Annotated in this window: 24 protein-coding genes; 7 read left to right on the top strand and 17 right to left on the bottom strand. The window is 62.3% G+C overall.

From position 1 onward, the window contains the following. Positions 1–2: 2 nt before the first annotated feature. The 6 genes from MJ643_RS04530 to MJ643_RS04505 all read right to left on the bottom strand — a co-directional run bounded on the left by MJ643_RS04530 (position 3) and on the right by MJ643_RS04505 (position 4,423). Positions 3–329, bottom strand: coding sequence for a hypothetical protein (locus MJ643_RS04530; RefSeq protein ID WP_247726620.1), 327 nt, complete (start codon positions 327–329; stop codon positions 3–5). Further along, complete coding sequence (locus MJ643_RS04525; protein ID WP_247726619.1) at positions 326–1,729, bottom strand: integrating conjugative element protein; 1,404 nt, start codon at positions 1,727–1,729, stop codon at positions 326–328. The genes MJ643_RS04530 and MJ643_RS04525 overlap by 4 nt, the downstream gene beginning before the upstream one ends. A gap of 8 nt (positions 1,730–1,737) precedes the next feature. Beyond that, the gene (locus MJ643_RS04520; protein WP_247726618.1) at positions 1,738–2,673 is read right to left on the bottom strand and encodes a TIGR03756 family integrating conjugative element protein; all 936 of its coding nucleotides are present in this window, start codon (positions 2,671–2,673) and stop codon (positions 1,738–1,740) included. Then, entirely contained in the window at positions 2,670–3,026 is a 357-nt protein-coding gene (locus MJ643_RS04515; RefSeq protein ID WP_247726705.1) for a TIGR03757 family integrating conjugative element protein, read from the bottom strand. The genes MJ643_RS04520 and MJ643_RS04515 overlap by 4 nt, the downstream gene beginning before the upstream one ends. A 252-nt stretch (positions 3,027–3,278) precedes the next feature. Further along, the gene (radC, locus tag MJ643_RS04510) at positions 3,279–3,779 is read right to left on the bottom strand and encodes a DNA repair protein RadC (RefSeq protein WP_247726617.1); all 501 of its coding nucleotides are present in this window, start codon (positions 3,777–3,779) and stop codon (positions 3,279–3,281) included. Positions 3,780–4,192: 413 nt separating this feature from the next. Then, the gene (locus MJ643_RS04505; RefSeq protein WP_247726616.1) at positions 4,193–4,423 is read right to left on the bottom strand and encodes a hypothetical protein; all 231 of its coding nucleotides are present in this window, start codon (positions 4,421–4,423) and stop codon (positions 4,193–4,195) included. A 237-nt stretch (positions 4,424–4,660) separates the two neighbouring features. On the opposite strand from MJ643_RS04505, the gene MJ643_RS04500 reads away from it, so the two are divergent. Genes MJ643_RS04500 through MJ643_RS04485 form a run of 4 tightly spaced genes read left to right on the top strand, consistent with a single transcriptional unit; the run spans position 4,661 to position 6,761 of the window. After that, a complete protein-coding gene (locus tag MJ643_RS04500; protein WP_172441168.1) occupies positions 4,661–5,032 on the top strand; it encodes an antitoxin Xre/MbcA/ParS toxin-binding domain-containing protein in 372 nt (123 codons plus the stop codon). Beyond that, the gene (locus MJ643_RS04495; protein WP_247726615.1) at positions 5,029–5,553 is read left to right on the top strand and encodes an RES family NAD+ phosphorylase; all 525 of its coding nucleotides are present in this window, start codon (positions 5,029–5,031) and stop codon (positions 5,551–5,553) included. The genes MJ643_RS04500 and MJ643_RS04495 overlap by 4 nt, the downstream gene beginning before the upstream one ends. Next, positions 5,554–6,312, top strand: coding sequence for a hypothetical protein (locus tag MJ643_RS04490; RefSeq protein ID WP_247726614.1), 759 nt, complete (start codon positions 5,554–5,556; stop codon positions 6,310–6,312). A gap of 41 nt (positions 6,313–6,353) precedes the next feature. Next, positions 6,354–6,761 carry a hypothetical protein gene (locus MJ643_RS04485; protein ID WP_247726613.1) on the top strand — a complete coding sequence of 136 codons (408 nt, stop codon included), beginning with the start codon at positions 6,354–6,356 and terminating at the stop codon, positions 6,759–6,761. A gap of 141 nt (positions 6,762–6,902) precedes the next feature. Here the strand turns inward: MJ643_RS04485 and MJ643_RS04480 are convergent, their stop codons facing one another. From MJ643_RS04480 to MJ643_RS04435, 10 genes are all read right to left on the bottom strand, one after another. Beyond that, entirely contained in the window at positions 6,903–7,283 is a 381-nt protein-coding gene (locus MJ643_RS04480) for a hypothetical protein (protein WP_247726612.1), read from the bottom strand. 35 nt (positions 7,284–7,318) lie between these two features. Then, positions 7,319–10,159: a conjugative transfer ATPase gene (locus MJ643_RS04475; protein WP_247726611.1), complete on the bottom strand. Its 2,841-nt coding sequence runs from the start codon at positions 10,157–10,159 to the stop codon at positions 7,319–7,321. Then, the gene (locus MJ643_RS04470) at positions 10,159–10,599 is read right to left on the bottom strand and encodes a TIGR03751 family conjugal transfer lipoprotein (RefSeq protein WP_172441164.1); all 441 of its coding nucleotides are present in this window, start codon (positions 10,597–10,599) and stop codon (positions 10,159–10,161) included. Before MJ643_RS04470 ends, MJ643_RS04475 begins: the two co-directional genes overlap by 1 nt. After that, complete coding sequence (locus tag MJ643_RS04465) at positions 10,580–11,998, bottom strand: TIGR03752 family integrating conjugative element protein (RefSeq protein WP_247726610.1); 1,419 nt, start codon at positions 11,996–11,998, stop codon at positions 10,580–10,582. Before MJ643_RS04465 ends, MJ643_RS04470 begins: the two co-directional genes overlap by 20 nt. Then, positions 11,988–12,881, bottom strand: coding sequence for a TIGR03749 family integrating conjugative element protein (locus tag MJ643_RS04460; protein ID WP_247726609.1), 894 nt, complete (start codon positions 12,879–12,881; stop codon positions 11,988–11,990). Before MJ643_RS04460 ends, MJ643_RS04465 begins: the two co-directional genes overlap by 11 nt. Further along, positions 12,878–13,552: a PFL_4703 family integrating conjugative element protein gene (locus MJ643_RS04455; RefSeq protein ID WP_247726608.1), complete on the bottom strand. Its 675-nt coding sequence runs from the start codon at positions 13,550–13,552 to the stop codon at positions 12,878–12,880. The genes MJ643_RS04460 and MJ643_RS04455 overlap by 4 nt, the downstream gene beginning before the upstream one ends. Further along, positions 13,549–13,944, bottom strand: coding sequence for a TIGR03750 family conjugal transfer protein (locus tag MJ643_RS04450; protein ID WP_247726607.1), 396 nt, complete (start codon positions 13,942–13,944; stop codon positions 13,549–13,551). The genes MJ643_RS04455 and MJ643_RS04450 overlap by 4 nt, the downstream gene beginning before the upstream one ends. 10 nt (positions 13,945–13,954) lie before the next feature. After that, entirely contained in the window at positions 13,955–14,257 is a 303-nt protein-coding gene (locus tag MJ643_RS04445; RefSeq protein ID WP_247726704.1) for a TIGR03745 family integrating conjugative element membrane protein, read from the bottom strand. 71 nt (positions 14,258–14,328) lie between these two features. Further along, complete coding sequence (locus tag MJ643_RS04440; protein ID WP_247726606.1) at positions 14,329–14,562, bottom strand: TIGR03758 family integrating conjugative element protein; 234 nt, start codon at positions 14,560–14,562, stop codon at positions 14,329–14,331. Then, positions 14,559–14,924, bottom strand: coding sequence for an RAQPRD family integrative conjugative element protein (locus MJ643_RS04435; RefSeq protein WP_247726605.1), 366 nt, complete (start codon positions 14,922–14,924; stop codon positions 14,559–14,561). Before MJ643_RS04435 ends, MJ643_RS04440 begins: the two co-directional genes overlap by 4 nt. A gap of 156 nt (positions 14,925–15,080) precedes the next feature. Here MJ643_RS04435 and MJ643_RS04430 point away from each other — a divergent pair, with 156 nt between their 5' ends. The 3 genes from MJ643_RS04430 (at position 15,081) to MJ643_RS04420 (ending at position 16,048) form a co-directional block, all read left to right on the top strand. After that, entirely contained in the window at positions 15,081–15,326 is a 246-nt protein-coding gene (locus MJ643_RS04430; protein WP_247726604.1) for a hypothetical protein, read from the top strand. Further along, entirely contained in the window at positions 15,295–15,687 is a 393-nt protein-coding gene (locus MJ643_RS04425; RefSeq protein ID WP_247726603.1) for a DUF6710 family protein, read from the top strand. Before MJ643_RS04430 ends, MJ643_RS04425 begins: the two co-directional genes overlap by 32 nt. 70 nt (positions 15,688–15,757) lie before the next feature. Continuing rightward, on the top strand, positions 15,758–16,048 hold the full coding sequence (locus MJ643_RS04420; protein ID WP_247726602.1) for a hypothetical protein: 291 nt from the start codon (positions 15,758–15,760) through the stop codon (positions 16,046–16,048). Positions 16,049–16,378: 330 nt separating this feature from the next. Here MJ643_RS04420 and MJ643_RS04415 read toward each other — a convergent pair. Continuing rightward, a partial coding sequence (locus MJ643_RS04415) for a hypothetical protein (RefSeq protein ID WP_247726601.1) occupies positions 16,379–18,624 on the bottom strand: 2,246 nt, incomplete at its 5' end.

The following is an 18,624-nucleotide window of genomic DNA, read 5'->3' as shown; positions in this document are numbered from 1 at the left end:
CCTCATCCCAGCGTGAGCAGGCTGACTTCCAATGCCGCGATCGCGAGCACGGCGGCGATCTCGGCGCGCAGCAGGCGCCGTCGTGTGTCTGCCCCAGGCTCTCGCGCCAGCACACGCCGGCGCATCCACAGCCAGCCCCAGGCTGTGCCGCCGTACAGCAGCAGACGCCAGACAAGGAAGTATCCGGCGTGCGCCGCCAGCCACCGCTCCCAGCCCTTGATGCTGCCGGCCAGGTGAATGCCGATCACGTTGACCGTGGCCGCCGAGATCAGCAGCAGGAAGACCCACAGCAGCACCAGACCCGCGCGCCGAACGCCGCTCATGTTCATGGCGTGCCGCCGCCGCTCGGTGGCCGCTGCAGCTGATCCAGCCGGTCGCGCGTGGGATCGCCTTGGTAGACTCCGCGCGAGCCTGCCGAACGGGTGCTGTGGCGCTGGATGATCGCCGTCGGCGAATTGCCTGCCAGCTCGCGGCGCAGTTCCAGTTCGGTTTTCAGGTTGTGGATCTCGCGATCGAGCATGTCGCTCTCATGTGTCACTGCCTTCTGGGCCAGCTCGTTTGCCGCGACGTTCGGCTCTTTGCGTCCGGTCAGCAGCGTGCGCTGCAGCAGCAGGGCCTTCTCCAGCACGCCGGCGAGCGCGACTTCCGAGGCGAGGCGACGGGTCAGGATGTTCTGGTCTGGTTCGTCGCGCAGCGCTTCGATGACGCCGCGGGTGATCGGCAGCGACGCGCTGCCGGCCGCCTGCAGGTTGTCGGCGCTCATGGGCCGGCTGCCGACGATAAGCTCTCGCAGGACTTCGAGCTTGGTTTCGTACTCTTCTTGAATCAGTGGGGTCAGGCCTACACCTGGAACCGTGACAGTCGTGGGGCAGCTTTCGCAGGTGCGTTGTTCCTGATCACCGAGCACCCGCACGGCCCAGGCCGCAGCCGCGTCAGGCGAGCTCCAGGTCTGGCAGGTCAGGTTGCCACCGCAGTTGCCGAGATCGATCGCGCTGCTGTCGGTGGCATCGCGCCCGTTGACCAGGTTGTAGCCAGCGCGGGTGACATCGCTGACGATGCGGATAGGGCGCTGCCCCGACCCACCCGCGTTGTCGCCGCCGACCCAGGTCACCCCTTCGTTGCCGCGGCTCGTTTCCGTCTGCTCGATGGCGGATACCGCGTCAGTGCTAGCGACGGCCTGCTTGAGCACCATGCCATCGGCGATCTGGCTCCATCCAACCTGGCCGCCGGCCACGTCCGCCATTTTCTCGGCCATCGCGCGGCAGGTCAGCTTGGAGCGGTCGAAGTCCAGTCGCGCCTGCAAGATGCCGTTAGTCAGCAGGTTGTACAGGCCGGGATCGGCGCGCTGGATGATCAGGGCAGGCAGCGACGCCACAGCAGCCGTGGTGTTCTGGATCACATTCGACATGATCGTCTGAAATCCGCTAGTCAGGCCGTTCAGCTGGTTTTGGATCGTCGTGCTGAGGCTCATGTCGCCGCAGATCAGGTTGCTGTTCCAACCGATGCCGACACCGATGGAGCGCATGTTGCTGGCGGGCGTCATCGACACCGCGCGGCCGCCACCGATGCTGTACAGCACGTCGTCACCGATGACGGCGCCCTGGTGCTGCACGCCGTACTCGTTGACGCTGGTCTGCGCGCCGGCCGCCGGCCCGGCCAGCGCGAGTGCGCAGCCGAGCAGGGCGATATGCCTGCTGATGAAAGAAGAAGGAGCAGCGTGACGATTCATGGCTTGCCTCACTGGAAGTCGGTGCTGCCCAGGAATACCTGGCCTTCACGCTCGCAGCAGGCATACGGCCGCCACAGTGCCCAGGCGTAATCGCCCCTTTGTGCCTGTATCTGGCCGTAGGAGTGGGGAAAGACGGCGCAGGTGCTGGAGAGCGTGGGCGTCAGCTCCTGCCACTTGCCCGTCTCTGCATCAGTTTCGATCAGTTCGCCAGCTGGCCAGTAGCCGTCCTCTTCGTTGGCGAGCAGGGGCTGGTAGACATGGAGCTGGCCACGGCGCGTGACGATGTCGCCGGCGCGCTGCGCAACGACGGCGCCACTCTGGTAGTCGTTGACCTGATGCAGGAAACCACCTCGCGGATAAACGTTCCCCCACAAGTTGCGCTCCGAGCGTGTCCCGATCTCACGCATTCCGGGCGTTAGCGCCTCGGGGTAGAACATCTCCGGAATGTTGTAGCGCCAGGCCAGCGTGTCGTAGACGCTCAGCAGGTAGGGCATGAAGGCGGTGCCGGCGCCCTTGCAGGCATAGCCGGAGGACGACATGAACTGACTGAACAAATAGCCGCCGGGGTGGCCGATCACATCAGCGTTTTTGAACTTAGCCAGGTTGTTCTCGTTGTCGTGGTTCGTCGCTCCATCGCCACCAGCTTGGGCTGAGGCATTGGGCATGCTCATGGAGCGAACCTCGATCCATGGGTTCTCCCCGGTATTGTTGTAGCTGGATACCACGGCATCGGGCACGTAGTGCCTGACCTTCACGGACGTGCGCACCGAGCAGCCGCCGTAGGTGCAGTACAGCCAGTAGCAAATGCCGGCCACACGGTACTCCAGGCAGGCGGGGGAGAGCACCGACGACACGATCGTCGCGGTGTTGAGCGCGAACGACGCCGAGGCCGCCGTCAGCAGGATGGCGGCGATGCCGGCGCGCAGGCGGCGAGAACACATCATGGCTGTGCTCTCCTGTGCGCTTCGATGAGCGCAACGGCCGATGCGACGTCCGGCTCGCCATAAACCACATAGCGTTTATCCACCACCACGGCGGGAATCATCGTGATACCCAGGCTCCAGGCATCTACCACGCCTTGGTAGGCCGAGCCGATGCGTTGCTGGAGCACGACACCACCGTCGCGCAAGCGCCGCTGTATGAGGGCGGCGCTGCGCTGCGCATCGCTGGAGAGATCGGCCGTCAGTTCGGCCTCGATCCGCGTGGGCAGGTCCAGCTCGATGACCCGGACACCGGCGGGTGCATGGACGGGATGGCGGCTATCGGTGACGGCCAGGATGTCGTTGGCCAGCACCATCGGACCGAGCAGCGCGGCGCAGAGGCCTGCGGTAAGAGCGAGAGCGGATTTCCGCGCGAGGGGTGGACAAGCGTGGGGCGTTGGCATGTCGAACTACCGTGGCGTTGGACGTTGCGGTAGTTGAATCGAAGGAAGGATTCTCAACGACAAACAAACGGGAATTGTGGTGTTCCGATTTAAAGGGTGTTCTGGAGAAAAAGCGGGGAGCCGAGTGGCTCCCGTATGAATTGGACATATGGATGCTCAGGTGGACTAGAGCAGAGCGGCTGAAGCGAACGAGTACGGATCGCCCTTGCCGATAATGAGGTGATCCAGTAGCCGCACATCCACGCAGTCCAGCGCAGTGCGTAGGCGCTTGGTAAGTATCTCATCCGAGACCGAAGGTTCCGTACAGCCGGATGGGTGCTGGTGGGCGACGATCAGGGCTGCAGCGTTGTGAGCCAACGCCCGCTGCACCACCACTCGGGGATGCACCTGCGCCTCATCGATCGTGCCCCTGAACAGCGTTTCACAGGCGATGACCTGGTGCTTTGAGGAGAGAAACACTGCGACGAAAACCTCGCTGGGCTCCGACATCAGTGTCAGTCGAAGGTAATCGCTGGCAGCCTCCGGAGCGAGCAGGTGAGGACCATCGGTGAACAGTCGGCGCTCCAATAGTTCAATGGCTTGCTTAATGATGCGGTTCTCGCGTGCGAGGACTGGCGAGAGGTGCGGTTGCGCAGGAGAGTCGATCAGAGCGAGGGAAGTAAGCATGGGAAGACCTCTGTGGGGGCAAGTGGAGGTGCGCCCACAGGAGGGCTTTCCCTCCAGGGATAATGGTGGTGAGTTGAGGAGTAGATGGCATCGGTCACTGCGGGATGCAGTGGCAGTTCGCGTGTGGATGCGATGCGAACGGGGTGGTCAGCGCGGCAGTGCGGCGCCGTAACCTCGAAGACCTTGGCTACCTGGTTGCAGCGATAGTCGAACGCAGATGAATGCGAAGCATGACAAAGAATCGGGAATTGCTCGGGCCGATTTCAGGTATCTGGGTGGGATGGATACGTCTGGCACCGTGCGGTCGGCGCGGTCGCCAACTTTTCAACATGCTCTTGGCGAGCGGCTCCGGACCTATTGACCGGCGAGCTCAATAAGTCAGTCGCGGTGTCATGGTGTGACGGTGTGGTTTTCTAGCTTCCCAAGAGAAGATTGAGCCAGGACAGCCGGGTATCGCTCTCTAGCTGGCCGGGCAGCAGCAAGGTGCGGTCGCCCTGCTGGTGCAATGTCGGTGTGGTGCTGATGTCGTCGTGCAAGGCTTCGCCACCTTGCTCGCGGATAATGGCGTGGGGACGGTCGCTCTCCGGGCAGGCCGTCAGCTCGTCGTACTGACAAGGGCAGCACACCACGGGTTCGTCGCGCACGGTGCGCCTGGGCAAGGTGATCGTGCGCCTGCAGCGCATGGTGCCGCGCAAGTTGGTGCTAGCGGGTCGCCCGGCCGGACAGGTGCTGTCCGCCTTAGGCCAAGACCGCGATGCTGGCGTGGAGGGTGGCGGCCCCTGACCGGCTACGAGCGGGGCGAGCTTGCCCATAGAGTGGTTTGCGTAAAAAACGCTTTGAGTGCAGAATAAGTGCATGGTCGTTGCATCAGGTGATATGCCATGAACACTGCATTGCAAGAACCCTTCGTCGAGCGCTTTCGCGAGCCCAATACTCCTTATCTGTCACCTGCCAAGGTGGGAGAGTTCTTCGGCTTTCGGGTGCAAGAGCTGGCGGAGCGCGCGCACGTGCATCGCAACACTCCGACCGCGCGCCCCCAGGCGCCGCAGTTGCAGAAGTACCTGCAGGACATGGTGCGGGTGCTGGCTGTTGCCACCGAGATGACCGGAGACCTCGACCGGGCGGTCTTCCTGCTGCGCAATGAGCCGCTGCGGGCGTTTGGCTACAAGACTGCCGATGCTCTGATCCAAGAGGGGCGGGCCGAGGCGGTTATCGCCTACCTCGAATCCCTCGCCAGTGGCGCCGCCGGATGATTTCCACGACGCTCGGCGAGAATGGCGACGAGGCTTTCTACAGGGTTATCGTTCCGGCCTACGCGAGTACGCCCCTGTCCGGCATGGGGGCAGCTCGCCAGGGCGGCCGGTTCAATCGTCCTGATCAGGAGGCGTTGTATCTGTCGCTGGACGAGGCGACGGCGCTGGCGGAGTACAAGCAGGACAACCCGTGGCTACGCCCGGGCACAATCTGCACGTTCTTTGCCAACAGGCTGCGCGTGGCTGATCTGAGCGCTGGCTACGATCCCGAGCACTGGCCGTCATTGTGGGCCGACTTCGCGGTGGATTGGCGTGCGGAGTGGTTCGGCAAGTCCGTCGAGCCGCCGACTTGGTATATGGCCGACGACGTGGTAACGGCGGGGTTGGACGGCATCCTCTTCCCCTCCCAGGCACGGCCGGGGGGAACCAACTTGGTGATCTACAGTAGCTCGGCCAGACAACCGGTGCAGCTGCGTGTGTATGACCCAGACGGGGCGCTGCAGAGGCTCGCGCGGCGCTGAATGAAACTCTACGAAAATGTGGTTATCGGGAATTTTCTCTATGCGCTGGGTTTCGCGATTGGTCGCAAAACCCAGGCAGGTGGCCTGATGCCGATCGTGAACCTGCTGCAACAGACTCCGGATGATAAGCGCCTTGCGGACGTTTTTGCCTATTACCCGGGGGCGATGCGGGTTATCGAGTTCAAGCGAACCGAGAGCAATGATGACAAGGAAAAAGAAAAACTGCGCATCTTGAAGCGCGCGGTTAAACATGCCACGAATGTCGAGAGAGTTTCTCTGGCTGTACATTGGTTCGTGGAATCGAGCGTTCCTGGAAAAGAGCTGGTGAGCCGTGTCGTTCCTTATCTACATGCTTATTCGGACGCGCCCACAACGACGGACTTCACTTCCTTTGTCGATCAGACAGCCGATGCCCTTCTGACAGGCGATGCAGGCTGTTCTGAAGAGATGCAGATGGGGTATCTGGACGTACTAGCCATGTGTAATGGCGGCACGGCAGGGAGGGCTGGAAGAAGGTCCCGGAAAGCGGATGGGCGCCCGCAGAGCAGCTCTCTCATACTCAAGTTGAGCGAGAAGGGGCAACTAGCTTATGCCCAGGTCACCTCGTATGAGGATTTGCGCTTACGGCGTGGTGAACTTTTCCAACGCTATCAGCTTGAGTTGCTGGCAGAGCGGCAAGAGCAATCCGAATTGAGCCGCTCGCAGGATTACGACATAGGCCCGGAGCTACCCAGGGGACGGGGAATGTCGCTTTGGTAGGAAATGTAGGATGTCTGATTCAGGTCAAACGGAGAGGAAAAGTGGCTGTAACTGACGAGAGGGCCATTGTCGTTGCGGATGCACTGAATAGCTTCATCACCATCGCCGAGAATAGCGGCGCCGAAATCAAGCGGCAGGCGGATGAAGTCAAGCGAGGCGCCGCTGCGGTCGCCGATGCGACCTCGAAACTCCAACAGCGAGTCGATGGGATCGACAGTACGGTTGAGAAGGCGATCGATCGCAACCTTTCGGAGAGTGTCACACACGCATCGAAGGTGATAACCAAAGCTTTGGAGTCCGCAAACGGGGCCGCAGGGCGAGCGGCAAAGCAGCTAAACCAGGCGGCGGGAGAGGTGGCCGAGAAGCTGTTTTGGGCGGGCGCTATTGGTGGGCTGCTTGGCGGTGTTGCGGGCGGGCTCGCTGTGTTCTTCGCCATGAGGCTGCTCTGAGCATTGCTTCGTAAGGTCAAGGTGTTCATGCAGCATGAGATGCGTGGCATGCTTGGACACCAGAGGGACTGGGCGGCTTCCGATGTGGGTAGTGCACTCGGTATGAGTCAGATCTATCCCCGGCAGCGGGAGCAAGCCGACTCAGCTCAAATGGTTGTGGATGAGCTGGCGTTGCTTCGCCGGCAGCGCCAGCTTTCGGTTTGCCGCAAGGGTGAACTGGTCGCCGTTCGGCCAGGTCAGTTGGGCGTGCGTGTCATCGAGCTGCAGGCGGGCTTCGCGAAAACCCCGTACCCCTCTTAGGTCCTCGTCGGTGTGCAGGAGCCGCAGGCTGGTGACGGACTGATCGGTGACCCACAGCCATTCGCGAAGCAGTTCCGGCGCGTCGGGCTGGCGCCTGGGCAGTCCGACCTCGACCAGATAGCCCAGCGGCGATGAGAACAGGCGCGTGACCTCGTAGTGCATTTCAGTGGGGAGACTGCTGGGGACGCGGCGGACTCTGCCAGAGATACGAGCGTTCTTCATGTGCGTGCGCCTCAATGGAGCAGGGCCAGCTCGGGTCAGTCCAGCGTCAGTGGGGTGATGCCGCGCGCCCGGTCGATGTTCGCGGCGACCGCGAGCGCCGCGTCCAGTTCGCTGATGCCGTGCAGTTGCATCAGCCGGTAGCGCTCGGCTTTTTCCTCCGGTTCGGTCTGTGCCAGCGCGAGGTACAGGCTTGGCGGCACCGCGCGGAACAACAGCTCCATGCTGCGCGAGAGGATCACGCCTTCCGAGAATTTGCCGGACTCCTTGCGCGCCGAGAGCATCAGCGCTTTCTGCGCGGGCGTGAGTTCGCGGAACCGCGCGATCTTTTCTACTTCATCCGCTGGCATCGACAAGCAGAGCCACCATTCCATCATGTTCAGCATCGGCTCGGCCGCTTTCGGCAAATCATCCAAGTTTTGCGTCGCGAGCCAGAACCAGGCGCCGAGCTTACGCCACATCTTGGTGATCTTCACCACGTAGGGCGCCAGCAACGGATTCTTCGTGATCACGTGCCCTTCGTCGGTCACGTTGACGATGGGGCGGCCCAGGTACTGGTCGCGCTCGGCGATGTTGTTGACGGCGTTGATCAGCGAGATGTACGCGATCGAGAGCTGGGCGTTGTAGCCCTCGCGGGCGTATGTCGCCAGGTCGACGATGGTGATGTCGGCTTCCGGCCAGGGCGAGCCGGGGCGATTGAACATGTCGCCGTCGGCGCCCTGGCAGAACATGTCCATCGCATCCGCCATTTCCAGCAACCTGACGCGCCGGATCTCCGGCAGCGTGGTGTCGCGGCCTCGCTCCCGCAGCGTGTCGCGCACGTCGCCGGTGAGCACTGTGCGCTGCTTGTCACCTTCACTGTGGCAGCGCTGCGCCGCATCGAGGATGCACTGGCGAATCAGGCTGCGGTCGGCGCGCGTCATATGCGCTTCTTCGCGCTCTTCTCCGCCGGTGATCATCAGCCGCGCGGTGATCTCCAGCTCGCCGAGCACGTCGCGCTGTTCGTCGCCATCGGCGGCGTCTTCGTCATCCAGCGCGTCGGCATCGAGCGTCTGCACCTGGCTCGGCGTATCGACCAGGCGCCACGCGTCGGCGAACGGCGCGAGACTCACGCCCGCGCCGGGTGCGAGCTTCACGCGATTGACCGTGAGGCCCAGCCTTGCGGCGAAGTCTCCGAAGAGGCCGAACGAGTTGCCGGCCTCGACGATGAACAGGCGCGGCCGGTATATGGCCATGACCTGGTTGAGTAGGTTGTTGAGGGTCGCGCTCTTGCCCGAGCCGGTAGGGCCGGCGAGGAACAGGTGCGCATTCATCTGCCGGTCGAGGCGGCTGAGCGGATCGAAGGTGATCGGCCCTCCGCCGCGATTGAACAGGGTAATGCCGGGATGCCCGGTGCCCTGGCTGCGCCCCCACAGCGCCGCGAGGTTGGCCGCGTGCTGGGCGAACATCAGCTGGGTGTACCATTGCCGCTTGTCCAGCGCGGGGTCGTAAACGCAGGGCAGCCAGCGCAGGTAGCTGTTCAGCGGCGCGACTTCATCTTCCTCGCGCACTGGCTGCAGGCCGGCGCCGAGCAGCACGTTGCCGAGCTTGAGGCCGCGCGCGTCCAGCTCGGCCTCGTCACGGCCGCGCAGGTAGAAGGTCAACGCGCCGCGAAACAGCTTGTGCGCGCTGCCGATCAGGCCGCGGGCCTGCGCCACGTCGTGGCGGGTTTGTTCGGACGCCAGTGTGTCCCCAACCGCCTTCCGGGACAGATGGTTGAGCTGCGCCTCGAGAATGTCCTGCGGCGTGATGACCAAGGTGAGGCACATCACGGTATCTTCCGGCATCTGGTCCATCAGGGCGTTGATGGCGTCGCCTGTACGCGTCTCGCCGGTGATGTGCCCGGTCCTGGGCGGGGTGCGTAGCCGGTCCACGGTGATGGTGCGGTGAGGCTGGCCGTTGAAGTACCACAGCCCCTTGTCGACATCGGCGCGCGGCTGGCCGAAGAACAGCCGCTGGCTGAAATCGATGCCGCTGGCCAGCTCGATCTCGTCGTCCGCCGTTGTGTCCGGGTAGCGGGTCAGGGCGTAGAAGCGCTCCCGATCCTCGGCGGTGTGGCCGAGCAGGGTGGGGTTGGGGTTGAACCAGCGCAGCAGCCAAGCGTGGATGTCGGCCGCGCCGAGGCGCCAGCAGCGCACGCCGGCGTGGGTCAGCCCGCCAACGAGGCGGTCGCAGACCAGGTTGAGGGCCTGCTCGGGCGTCTGCCCGCGGCGACCGGGGGACTGGCCGACACGGCGGTAGACGACCAACCGGGTGCGCCGGGTTTGCCCACGCCACGGCAAGCGGGTGACGGCGCTGTCCTCGAACAGCCCGCCAGGCTTCGCCACGGCCCGCAGGTGATGGGCGAAGAAGTTCAGGTAGAACTCGCTGAACGCGGTGCTCTGGGCGCGGGGCTGGATGTAGGCGCGCAGCTCGTCGAGGTACTGATCCCAGCTCGGGTCGTCCTGAGCGTAGATCTGGACGACCCAGGGGTTGTTGTCCAGCTCGTCGAACGAGTCTTGCAGCACGTTCTCCAGACTGTCACGGACCTGCAGCAGCCACTCCGGTTCGCGCCCTTCGGTGCCGACCGGCTGCAATTCGTAGAAGGCGGCGACGGACAGGCCATCGTCGAGCAGCATGCACTGTGTCTCGGGCAGGTATTCAACCCAGGGCAGCAGATCGACGAACGAGGGCGACACGCCGTAGAGCGCCTGCTCGTCGGCCAGCGTCGCGGGCTGCCGCCGGGTGGTTGCCGCGCCCGGCTCGGGAATGCCGTGGGCGCGCAGCTCGGCGACGTGGCGTGCCCAGGCGTCGTCGGACACGGTGTCCTCGGTGCGCGGTTTGCGCAGCGACCGGGCCATCAGTAGTCCTCGACCCGCTCGCCGGGCAGGGCGTATTGCACCTGCCGGTACAGGGGGAATACCGTCGAGTAGCCCGGCACCGGGACCTGGTTGGTGCCGACGAGGTGCGGAAACACATACAGCACGAGATCGGGGTTGGGTAAGCGCCAGAACTGCCGGTAGATCTCGTTCTGCGCCGTGCGTGTGTAGCGGGCCTGCTCGGCGGGTGCAGCCTGCACGTCGGCCTCGGTCAGCGGCCGGCGCAGCGACTGGCGCGCATCGAGCAGCCGTCGGGCGGCCTGGCCGCCGCCGGCGCTGCCGCCGGTCTCGATGTTCCAGATGTCGAGCATGGTGGTGTTGTTGTGCGGCAGGAGTTCTTCCTTGCTGGTGGCGCAGCCGCCGAGGGCGAGCACGACGGCCAGCAGCGGCAGCGCTACGCCGTCAGTCCAGGTCTTGCGCATGGGAGCTTCCTCCGAGGCGGTGATCGACCCGGCGCCCGACCGGGTCGTAGTCGATGGCGATCGGTTCTTCGATATGGACGGCGACGCGGGCGCCGGGCTTGACGTACACGGCCGCGAAGGCTTGGCCGTAGAGCTTGTTGACCCACTGCGACATGTCCTGCACGCCGCCGGCAAGGATGCGACCCATGGCCTCGTTGGCGCCGATGCCGACGGTGCCGATGGAACCGTCGCTGTTCATGTACGAAATCTGGCTGCCGCCGTCGGCATCGATCAGTGAGGCGACACCGGCACCAGCGGCGGTGATCAGGGCCTGCGAGCCGAGATACTGCTGGGCATTGCTGCGGCGCTCGCCCGATACGCATGGAATGCCGTAGGGGTCGCTGATCCAGCCGAGGCCGTCCTGCGTGGTGTCGTCGCTGCTGCGCTGCTGGTGGCTGCCGCCGCCTTTGCCCTCTTCGGGGAGGGTGCGGATGGTGCCGTCCTGGAACACGAAGGTGATCGACCGGATCTGCCCGCGCACGCAGGAAAGCGTCCAGTCGCCCGATGCCGAGCCGCTGACGACGGCTCCCGCTAAGTCGGGAATATCGATGCCGTTTGCCGTGAGGTTGTCGGCACCGATCAGGACTTTGAAGGGGAACGGGTCGGTGACGGTTCCATCGACGGGTACGCGGCCGATCAGCGCCGTCATCGATACCGACCCCATCAAGGTTGAGTTCGTCGGCACGGTGTAGACGGCGGTGGTGTTCGGCGCACCCACCGCGCGGCGCCCGGCGTTGATCGCGGAGCTGGCCGTGGTTTCGAAGGTTGTCTGCGCCGGGCCGAAGTTGGTCGGGAAGGCGAGGTTGCCGGCGCCGCTCTGTTTGCCATCGTCGCGCCTGTCGTCCGGCTCGACCCAGCGCAGGGCCTCGGCGCCGTCAGCGGGTTCCAGCCCGAGTCCCACCGGCAGGTTGGCATGGTCATCCTTGCCGCCGCCGATCCCGTCGAGACGCTGCTGCAGCTCCTGCAGCAGACCCTGGGTTCGTTGCCGCTCGGCGGTAACCTGCTCGCGATCCTGCCGAAGTTGGTTGCGCTCGGTATCGAGTGCGCTCTGGATGCGTCGGTCGATGGCGTTTTCGCGTTGGCGCAGCCGCTCGTTTTCCTCGCGCTGGTTCTTGTTGTCGGACAGCGCCGTCTGCAGCTCGGTGCGCAGCTGGCGGACCTGCGCGACCAGCGTTGCCACCGTGTCGCGAGGTGTGTCGCCTTCGATGCCGAGCGCTTTCGCTTCTTCTGGCGTCAGACTGCTCTCGACCTGCTGCGGCGCAGGCGCTTCGCCACGGCCGGAGAACAGCTTGACGCCCACGAACACCAGCAGGAGCGCCATCGGGATCATCAACCACTTGAGCAAGCCATTACTGTGCATCGTCGCCTCCATCGAGGCCGGGTGCGTTCGGCGTTGGCAGGTTGAGCGAGGCGTCGATGGGCGCGATCATCGGCAGCAGCGCCTGCGTGAGCCCGTGCCCGCGGGTGACGAGGTACACGACGGTGGTGTCCTCGGGCGTGCCGGCGGGGCCCAGGGTCGTGTGCTGGAACGTGGCGGTGGCGAAGCTGCCCTGCAGGGCCCGCGGGTCCAGGTCGAGCCAGCTCGCGGCGGTGTTGCGCAGCCGCACCGCGCTGACCCAGAGGTCGTCCAGGCGCCAGGCGGCGAGCGCTTGGGCCTGCACCGGCAGGGTGGGCAGCAGGGTGTCGAGCGCCAGCTCGCGGCGCAGGTTGGCGCGCACGATGCCCGGCACCGGCTCGACGGTGCGCAGCGGCGCGTAGAGGCTCTGCGCGGCGTAGCGGGTCAGCACCACCGGCACGGGTGTCTGGTGTGGGGCGCGCGCGGCGGTGCCGACTTCGTCGTCGGCGGTTTCAGCGTGATCCGAGCGCTGTCGCGCATTGGCCATTGAGCCTTCGACGATACGCACGGGCTCCAGCGGCGGCTGGTTCTCGCTGGCCGGTTCGGCGGCGATGTCGAGCAGGATCACCGCGCCGGTGTCGGCGTCCTGCAGCTGCAGCCGCACCGGCTCGATCGGTTCGCTCGCCAGCAGGTACACGGCGCCGGCGGCGCTCTGCACGCGCAGCCGACCAGCGACAGTGCCCGGCACACCGATGCGCACGTTGCGATCCACGAAGACGATGCGTTCCTGGCCGACCACGAGCGGTACGGCCAGCGGCAGGCGCTCCCAGCGCAGGATTTCGGTGGCATGGGCGGGCCCGAACAGGGCCAGCGCGAGCGCCGCGACGACCGGCATTCGACGGTTCATGGGGTGTCCTCCGGTGGAGGTGTGGCGGAAGCCGCGGTATCGGTGGGGGTTGCGATGCGTTGCGGGGCGCCGTCGTAGCAGTCGATGACGAGCCCGAAGGGGTTGCGCTTCGGATCGACGTCGAGACGCTGGATCTTGAGCGGGTAACGCACGAAGGCACGCTTGACCTGCTCTGCGCCGTAGTACTCGTCGGCGGTGACATCGAGGGTCACCACCCATTCGTGGTCGGACACGGTGCGCACGCGCTGGCTGGGGTTGTCACCGTAGCCGCGCCCCGGGATTTCATAGATGCCGCGCACGCGCTTGCGAAGTTCGCCCGCGTTGCGGCGAAACTCGTAGTCCAGCTGCAGGAATGCCTGGCAGGCTGGCGTGAAATACGGCGACAGTGCATGCAGGTTGCGCGGGTAGTCGTCGTCGCCATTGGTGGGCCAACGCTGGAGCTGCTGCCAGGCGTAGAACGCGAACGCGTAGACCGATTCGGGCGGAACTTCCCACCAGGGCCGGGTGCTGCCGGAGCGCAGATCCGGTGGCACGTGAATGGTCAGGTCGCGCGGGGCACTCCACCAGCCGCCTCCCATGACCAGCACGAGCATGACCAGCACGCCGGCGGCGACGCGCAGCGTGCGGACGTGCGCCTGCAGGTGCGCGACCTCGTTCTTGAACCGGCTCACAGCGCGTTGCTCCTGCGCGTGGTCCAGTAGCCGGAGCGGGTCACCAACTGATGGCCACCCACGAAAGACGCGAGCAGCGGCAGCTTGAGTGCGATCCGCCACTGCATTTGGCGGTACAGCCAGACATCGGGGCGGCCGCGTTTGAGCCGGCGCAGCGCGCTGCCGCCAACGAATATGCCGGCGGTGACGGCCAGCACGATGGCCGTGGGGACGATGGCGATCGTGGAGAACATTACCGCCAGCGGAATGCCGGCGGCGAGTCCGACCGCGCCGGACGTGCCGGCGCAGACCCACAACTCGTTCGCGGTCAGGCCGCGCACGATCACGGGATGGCGGTTGAGGCGGTGCGGCAGGAACGCCACCGTGCCGTCGATGAGGATGCCGTCAGCCATGGCGCGTGCTTCACAGAACGCCGATGGCTTCGGTCAGCAGCCAGATACCGACGACCAGGAGGATCGCGCCCACGGCCACGGTCAGCCCGAACTGCCCCCACGTCGAGCGCCCGATGTGGATCTCGGCGTAGCGGGTGTACGCGTGGTAGCAGACGCCGATGAACATGGATGCGACCACCAGCAGGGCGATCAGCATCACGATGTCGTAACCGTAGTTCTGCAGTGTTTGCATGATCCCCGAGCCGGCGCCACGCGATGGGTTTTCCAGCGTGGGCAGGTCGGCATACGCGAGCGGCGCCAGTACGGCGAGCATTGGCGGTGCGATGAAGTAGGGGAGACGGCGAGCGCGGAACGTGCGGAAGAACAACGTCATGATGGCGACCTCTACGAGAGCAGAAAAAAGGTCAGCGCCAGGTACATCGCAGCGAAGCGCACCACGACGGCGAGGAACTGACGGTGGGAAAGCTGTTCTTCCGCCCAGCCGGCATAGGCCGTGCGCATCGCCCACACGCCCCAGGCGAGCAGCATCGCGAACACGGCGCCGAGGAGCACGACCGACACGTCGCTGGCGGTGATACCGCTGTTGGCCTGGAAGGCGCTGATTTGCGCGGGACTCATGGCGCGGCCTCCGTGTCGGTGGCCGCGCCATAGCTCTGCCGGTAGTCACCGAGCAGTTGGGCGGAGTCGCGCGGTTGCGCGCGGGAAGGGCTCAGGTAGTCGCGGATACCGGTGCTCACGTGCTCGAGGTCGGCGCGCAGGCGGGAGTAGTCGAAGTGGTAGCGTGCGTGCTCATCGACGCCGGGCTGTTCGGCAACCAGGCGCTCGATGGCGTCGAGCTGGCGCAGTGCTGCGGCGAGGCGCGCATGCTCCTGCGTGTCGGCGCTCGCCGGTGCCGAAACGCAAAGGCACAGCAGCGCCAGAACTGGGAGCAGGCCCGGTGCATGTTGCCTGTCGGCTGAGAGAGGAAGACGCTTCGACATGTGCCAATCCACGAATGCGAGGAGTGGCGAAATGCTCTCGACGAGGGGGCGACGACGCCTTAAACAATCCGCATCGCCGCGCAACCGGATTGCGGCATGGCCTGGGCGTTAGGCACGGGCTATCGGATGCGACAAGACGAGAGGGAGCGGACCGTGATGAACGATGGGGACAAGGCTCGGAAGCCGAGCTGGTTGGGGAGGGTGTTCTGTCAGCGGCCGGCGGAACAGGCGGCGATACGGCGGGAGCATTTTACGCATGTCATGGCGCTGGCGCGAAAGGTGGCGGCGGACGATCCGCCTGCCCAGCATGGCGCGCTTCGTCGTTTCGTCGTTTCGTCGTTTCAGGCGATGACCTTGGCGACATTTCGCTATGCGCACGGCGCGCGCGGGGGGGGCGTATGACCTGGCCGATTTCTTCGGCTCGCCTTTCGCGCGGGTAACGGCCGTGGGAGAGACGGTTGATGACATGGTGGACCGTTCGGCGCCGGAACTCTATCGCCTGTGCCTCGGGCGAGATCCCGTCCTGGCCGTACCCTGGACGCGCTCGCGCCTGGTGAATGCGCTCGCCCACATCGGCCAAGCACGGCGCATGGGCGACTGGCGCGCAGATATCAATCACCGGATGGAGTTGCTGCTGCCATTCGGGCTGGCCCTGGTGCATGGCGGCAATCACTCGCTCGCTGCCGGCATCGCCAATGCCGAAGGAACGCTCGTGACGGAGGTGGTGACCGAACTTTCTCCGCTGTATGCCCATCTGCGCTAGGACTGCTTGAGCATGGTCAGGCGGCACGACGGCTGTACGCTGTGGGAGGTTGGTCGACGAGGAGCTGGGCGTGCTGTTCGAGATCGGGCGCCTGATGCTGGAGCACGGGGTACGTTACGATGCACCGATCATGGCCGACGCTGAGATTGAGGAGGACGAGAATGACCGCTTTCCCATCTGCTACCGCGTGTTCTTCGATGGCGCGGACACTGGCTATTCGCTTTCCAGCAGCGGGGCGATACGCGCTCTGCTGCGGTCCGGCCTTACGTCCGGCAGTGCGCGAAGCGCATGCGGTCATTGTCGAGGGTGCGGAGTTCGTTCACCGCAATCGCACTGGCTGGCCTGCGCGTGTCGGGTTTAAGCACTACGGGCAGCGGTCTCTGGTCGATGATCTGGATCGGGTCACTGTCGTGCTTCCCGGTGGGGACGATTGAGTTGCTCTTGGTATGGGGCGCAGAGGTCGTATCAGGTCCTCACGCGCTCTGCCTTCCAGAACTCTCAGCGACAGAGCGTCGATTTTCCGACACTAACCTTCTTGGACTTGCATAGGCTTTCCTCACGTATTTGAGACGAGGAGAGTCAGAAGGTTAGCTACTTGAGACCGGAGGGAGAAAAAGGTGTGCGATCAGCAATCAGTATGATGGAGATGTACTGATTGCTGAGCTATGGGATTCCTAACGGGTGCGACTGTTCAAAAGATGCTTGGAGTGGGTTTCATCGTGGGAATTGAGGTTGGCGAAATTTTTTTATTTTCCATAAGAATCTCCATTGCCTCTGAAATGCTCTTTGATCTTAATCTGATCTTTTCTGGGCGACCTAGTTGGATGTACTTTAGAGAGTCAACCATGGCTCCCCAGAATCGACACTTCTCCAGGACAATATTTCTCTCTAATCCTGAGCAGGTACATATTTCTGATATGACAAGATCGTACCAGTTCGGATTTAGCGAATTAATGGAGAAATTTGCCACCATCTGGATTCTTTCATAGTCGCTGTGAGATATTATTTTTGCTTCTTCGATTAGGGCGAATATTAGCTCAGTACAGAAGGTCATTCTTAACATTCCACTCATGAATGACCTCCAAGGGACATAGCTTGCGCGATTTACGATTATGGGTAAGTATTCGGATATTCGGAACAGTAAGCGACTGATAAATATTGCTGAGCGGGCTGCATCCACGGGTAATACGGTACCCAGCACGGTAACTGCTCCGAGTGTAAGCATGCCATTAGCTGATGATCCATGATTCCCATCAAGAGGAAGAGTGTCGCAAGCACTGAGCAATACTACGGGCGGCATCCGTATCGAATCTCGTAATTCCCAAACGTCAATTGCCTTTCCTCCTACGACGATTGAACCGATGGCAGAGTTTCTGTCCATAGTTCCGTGGCCGTCGAATATCATAAGCGCGCCGCTAAAGTCGTTTATCGCTTTGGTAAATTCCTCGGCTGTTTCTACGTCGATGATTTTGTATTTTGGGTAGTTTTTATCTGTGCTAGAGAAGTGGTCAAGCGCGCGCTCGAGATGATATTTTATTTTGTCATTTGTGTCGAATGATCTTACAACAAGTATTTCTTTAAGGTGTGATATTGAGATGTTGACATGTTGACCTCGCAGGCTCTGATAGAGACTTAGATTTCCCGGTGTTGCAGGTACACGGCTAACATCATGCCTTAACGACAGTGGAAGGCCGCGAGTTGAAATCCACTCAAGAGGGATGTCGCCGACCAATGAAATTCCAGAGAACTCGGGAAGTGTCTCGTCAATTAATTTTTTATACTTTGGGGCAAGGTGTGAGCACATTTTTAATTGTGTTCTCAATGCTAGCTTGCATAGCTTAAATTTTATGTGCGGGCTATTTCCTCTGGCACACGCTGCTAGATTTATGAGATCGCCTTTTATGTTGTTTATTTTTGATTCAACCCTCAGCACTGGGGTTATGTATTGAGCATTCATGATTGCTAGAATGGCGCCAAAAGCTCGCAGTTCTAGTTGATACATTCTTATGAATGTGGAGGTTGCTTCGTTCTCGAGTAGTAGCTTCAGCTCTTTTGTGCTCTTTACTGGGCTTGGTTTTGTATAGCCGCTAGGCTTTCTGGCAGATTTAACGAAATTGCGAAGTGCGAGGATTGTTTCTTTGCTCTCGTTTAGATTGTTAAATAGCTCTTTATCGATGTCGGATTTATAGAGATTCCAGACGATTGGCTCGGTTGTGAGGCATATCTCTGTTTCAATTGGTGCTGTTGCAGCAAATTTTTTTCTCAGGCTTTTAATTGCCTTGCACGACTTATTGACGGCGGGGATATACTCTTCGGCGCAGCCCACGTCGAGTTTTCTTTCAAGGTAGAGCTCCGCTCCTAATGAGTGCGCGATTATCTCATTTGGCCTGGTTATTCCGTGGGAATATGCAGGAAATTGAATGCGCTTCCATGGAGGCCTTTTCTGGCCAACGAGCTCATATATTGATTCGAAGAAGTCCTGCGTAATCTCACCGGTTTCTAGTAGTTTATCAGTGCGTTTGAAAATGTAGCTTTCGAATCGGTCTGTACTTGTATCATGAAGCTCATTAAATGCTTGAGAGGATGTGGATATGTGAAGCCATTCGTCGTCGCTTGCGCTAATTAACTCACTAATTCTTTCGTAGGTCCTGTCGTTGGATATTACGCATTTATAAGTTATATCGCTGAATTCTTTTATGTTTTCCTTTAGAGACTCAATCGTGATTGGTATGATTGTTGGTGAGGTGATTTCCGCTAGTCGGGAAATAACTACGGGCCCACGTTGTGATTTCAGCTCTCGTACGTCATAAGGAAGAAGTATGGCGAGTTCAAGGAGTTCGACGGAGAACAGTATGCCTGGCCAAAAAGCCATGAATAAAGATGGCGGCGGCAAAAACTGAGTGCAACACCTGACCTTTCCGGTACGGTGCTGCCCCT

The organism is Pseudomonas sp. PNPG3, assembly GCF_023093815.1.
Lineage (GTDB): Bacteria > Pseudomonadota > Gammaproteobacteria > Pseudomonadales > Pseudomonadaceae > Aquipseudomonas > Aquipseudomonas asiatica.
The sequence above is the reverse complement of the archived record's forward strand: the minus strand, read 5'-3'. Positions and strand labels throughout refer to the sequence as shown.

Bases quoted from the DNA above. Each gene is read 5' to 3' on its own strand.
- MJ643_RS04530 (WP_247726620.1), bottom strand. From the start codon at position 329: ATGAACATGAGCGGCGTTCGGCGCGCGGGTCTGGTGCTGCTGTGGGTC.
- MJ643_RS04525 (WP_247726619.1), bottom strand. From the start codon at position 1,729: ATGAATCGTCACGCTGCTCCTTCTTCTTTCATCAGCAGGCATATCGCC.
- MJ643_RS04520 (WP_247726618.1), bottom strand. From the start codon at position 2,673: ATGATGTGTTCTCGCCGCCTGCGCGCCGGCATCGCCGCCATCCTGCTG.
- MJ643_RS04515 (WP_247726705.1), bottom strand. From the start codon at position 3,026: ATGGTGCTGGCCAACGACATCCTGGCCGTCACCGATAGCCGCCATCCC.
- radC (WP_247726617.1), bottom strand. From the start codon at position 3,779: ATGCTTACTTCCCTCGCTCTGATCGACTCTCCTGCGCAACCGCACCTC.
- MJ643_RS04500 (WP_172441168.1), top strand. From the start codon at position 4,661: ATGAACACTGCATTGCAAGAACCCTTCGTCGAGCGCTTTCGCGAGCCC.
- MJ643_RS04495 (WP_247726615.1), top strand. From the start codon at position 5,029: ATGATTTCCACGACGCTCGGCGAGAATGGCGACGAGGCTTTCTACAGG.
- MJ643_RS04490 (WP_247726614.1), top strand. From the start codon at position 5,554: ATGAAACTCTACGAAAATGTGGTTATCGGGAATTTTCTCTATGCGCTG.
- MJ643_RS04480 (WP_247726612.1), bottom strand. From the start codon at position 7,283: ATGAAGAACGCTCGTATCTCTGGCAGAGTCCGCCGCGTCCCCAGCAGT.
- MJ643_RS04475 (WP_247726611.1), bottom strand. From the start codon at position 10,159: ATGGCCCGGTCGCTGCGCAAACCGCGCACCGAGGACACCGTGTCCGAC.
- MJ643_RS04470 (WP_172441164.1), bottom strand. From the start codon at position 10,599: ATGCGCAAGACCTGGACTGACGGCGTAGCGCTGCCGCTGCTGGCCGTC.
- MJ643_RS04465 (WP_247726610.1), bottom strand. From the start codon at position 11,998: ATGCACAGTAATGGCTTGCTCAAGTGGTTGATGATCCCGATGGCGCTC.
- MJ643_RS04460 (WP_247726609.1), bottom strand. From the start codon at position 12,881: ATGAACCGTCGAATGCCGGTCGTCGCGGCGCTCGCGCTGGCCCTGTTC.
- MJ643_RS04450 (WP_247726607.1), bottom strand. From the start codon at position 13,944: ATGGCTGACGGCATCCTCATCGACGGCACGGTGGCGTTCCTGCCGCAC.
- MJ643_RS04445 (WP_247726704.1), bottom strand. From the start codon at position 14,257: ATGCTCGCCGTACTGGCGCCGCTCGCGTATGCCGACCTGCCCACGCTG.
- MJ643_RS04440 (WP_247726606.1), bottom strand. From the start codon at position 14,562: ATGAGTCCCGCGCAAATCAGCGCCTTCCAGGCCAACAGCGGTATCACC.
- MJ643_RS04435 (WP_247726605.1), bottom strand. From the start codon at position 14,924: ATGTCGAAGCGTCTTCCTCTCTCAGCCGACAGGCAACATGCACCGGGC.
- MJ643_RS04430 (WP_247726604.1), top strand. From the start codon at position 15,081: ATGAACGATGGGGACAAGGCTCGGAAGCCGAGCTGGTTGGGGAGGGTG.
- MJ643_RS04425 (WP_247726603.1), top strand. From the start codon at position 15,295: ATGCGCACGGCGCGCGCGGGGGGGGCGTATGACCTGGCCGATTTCTTC.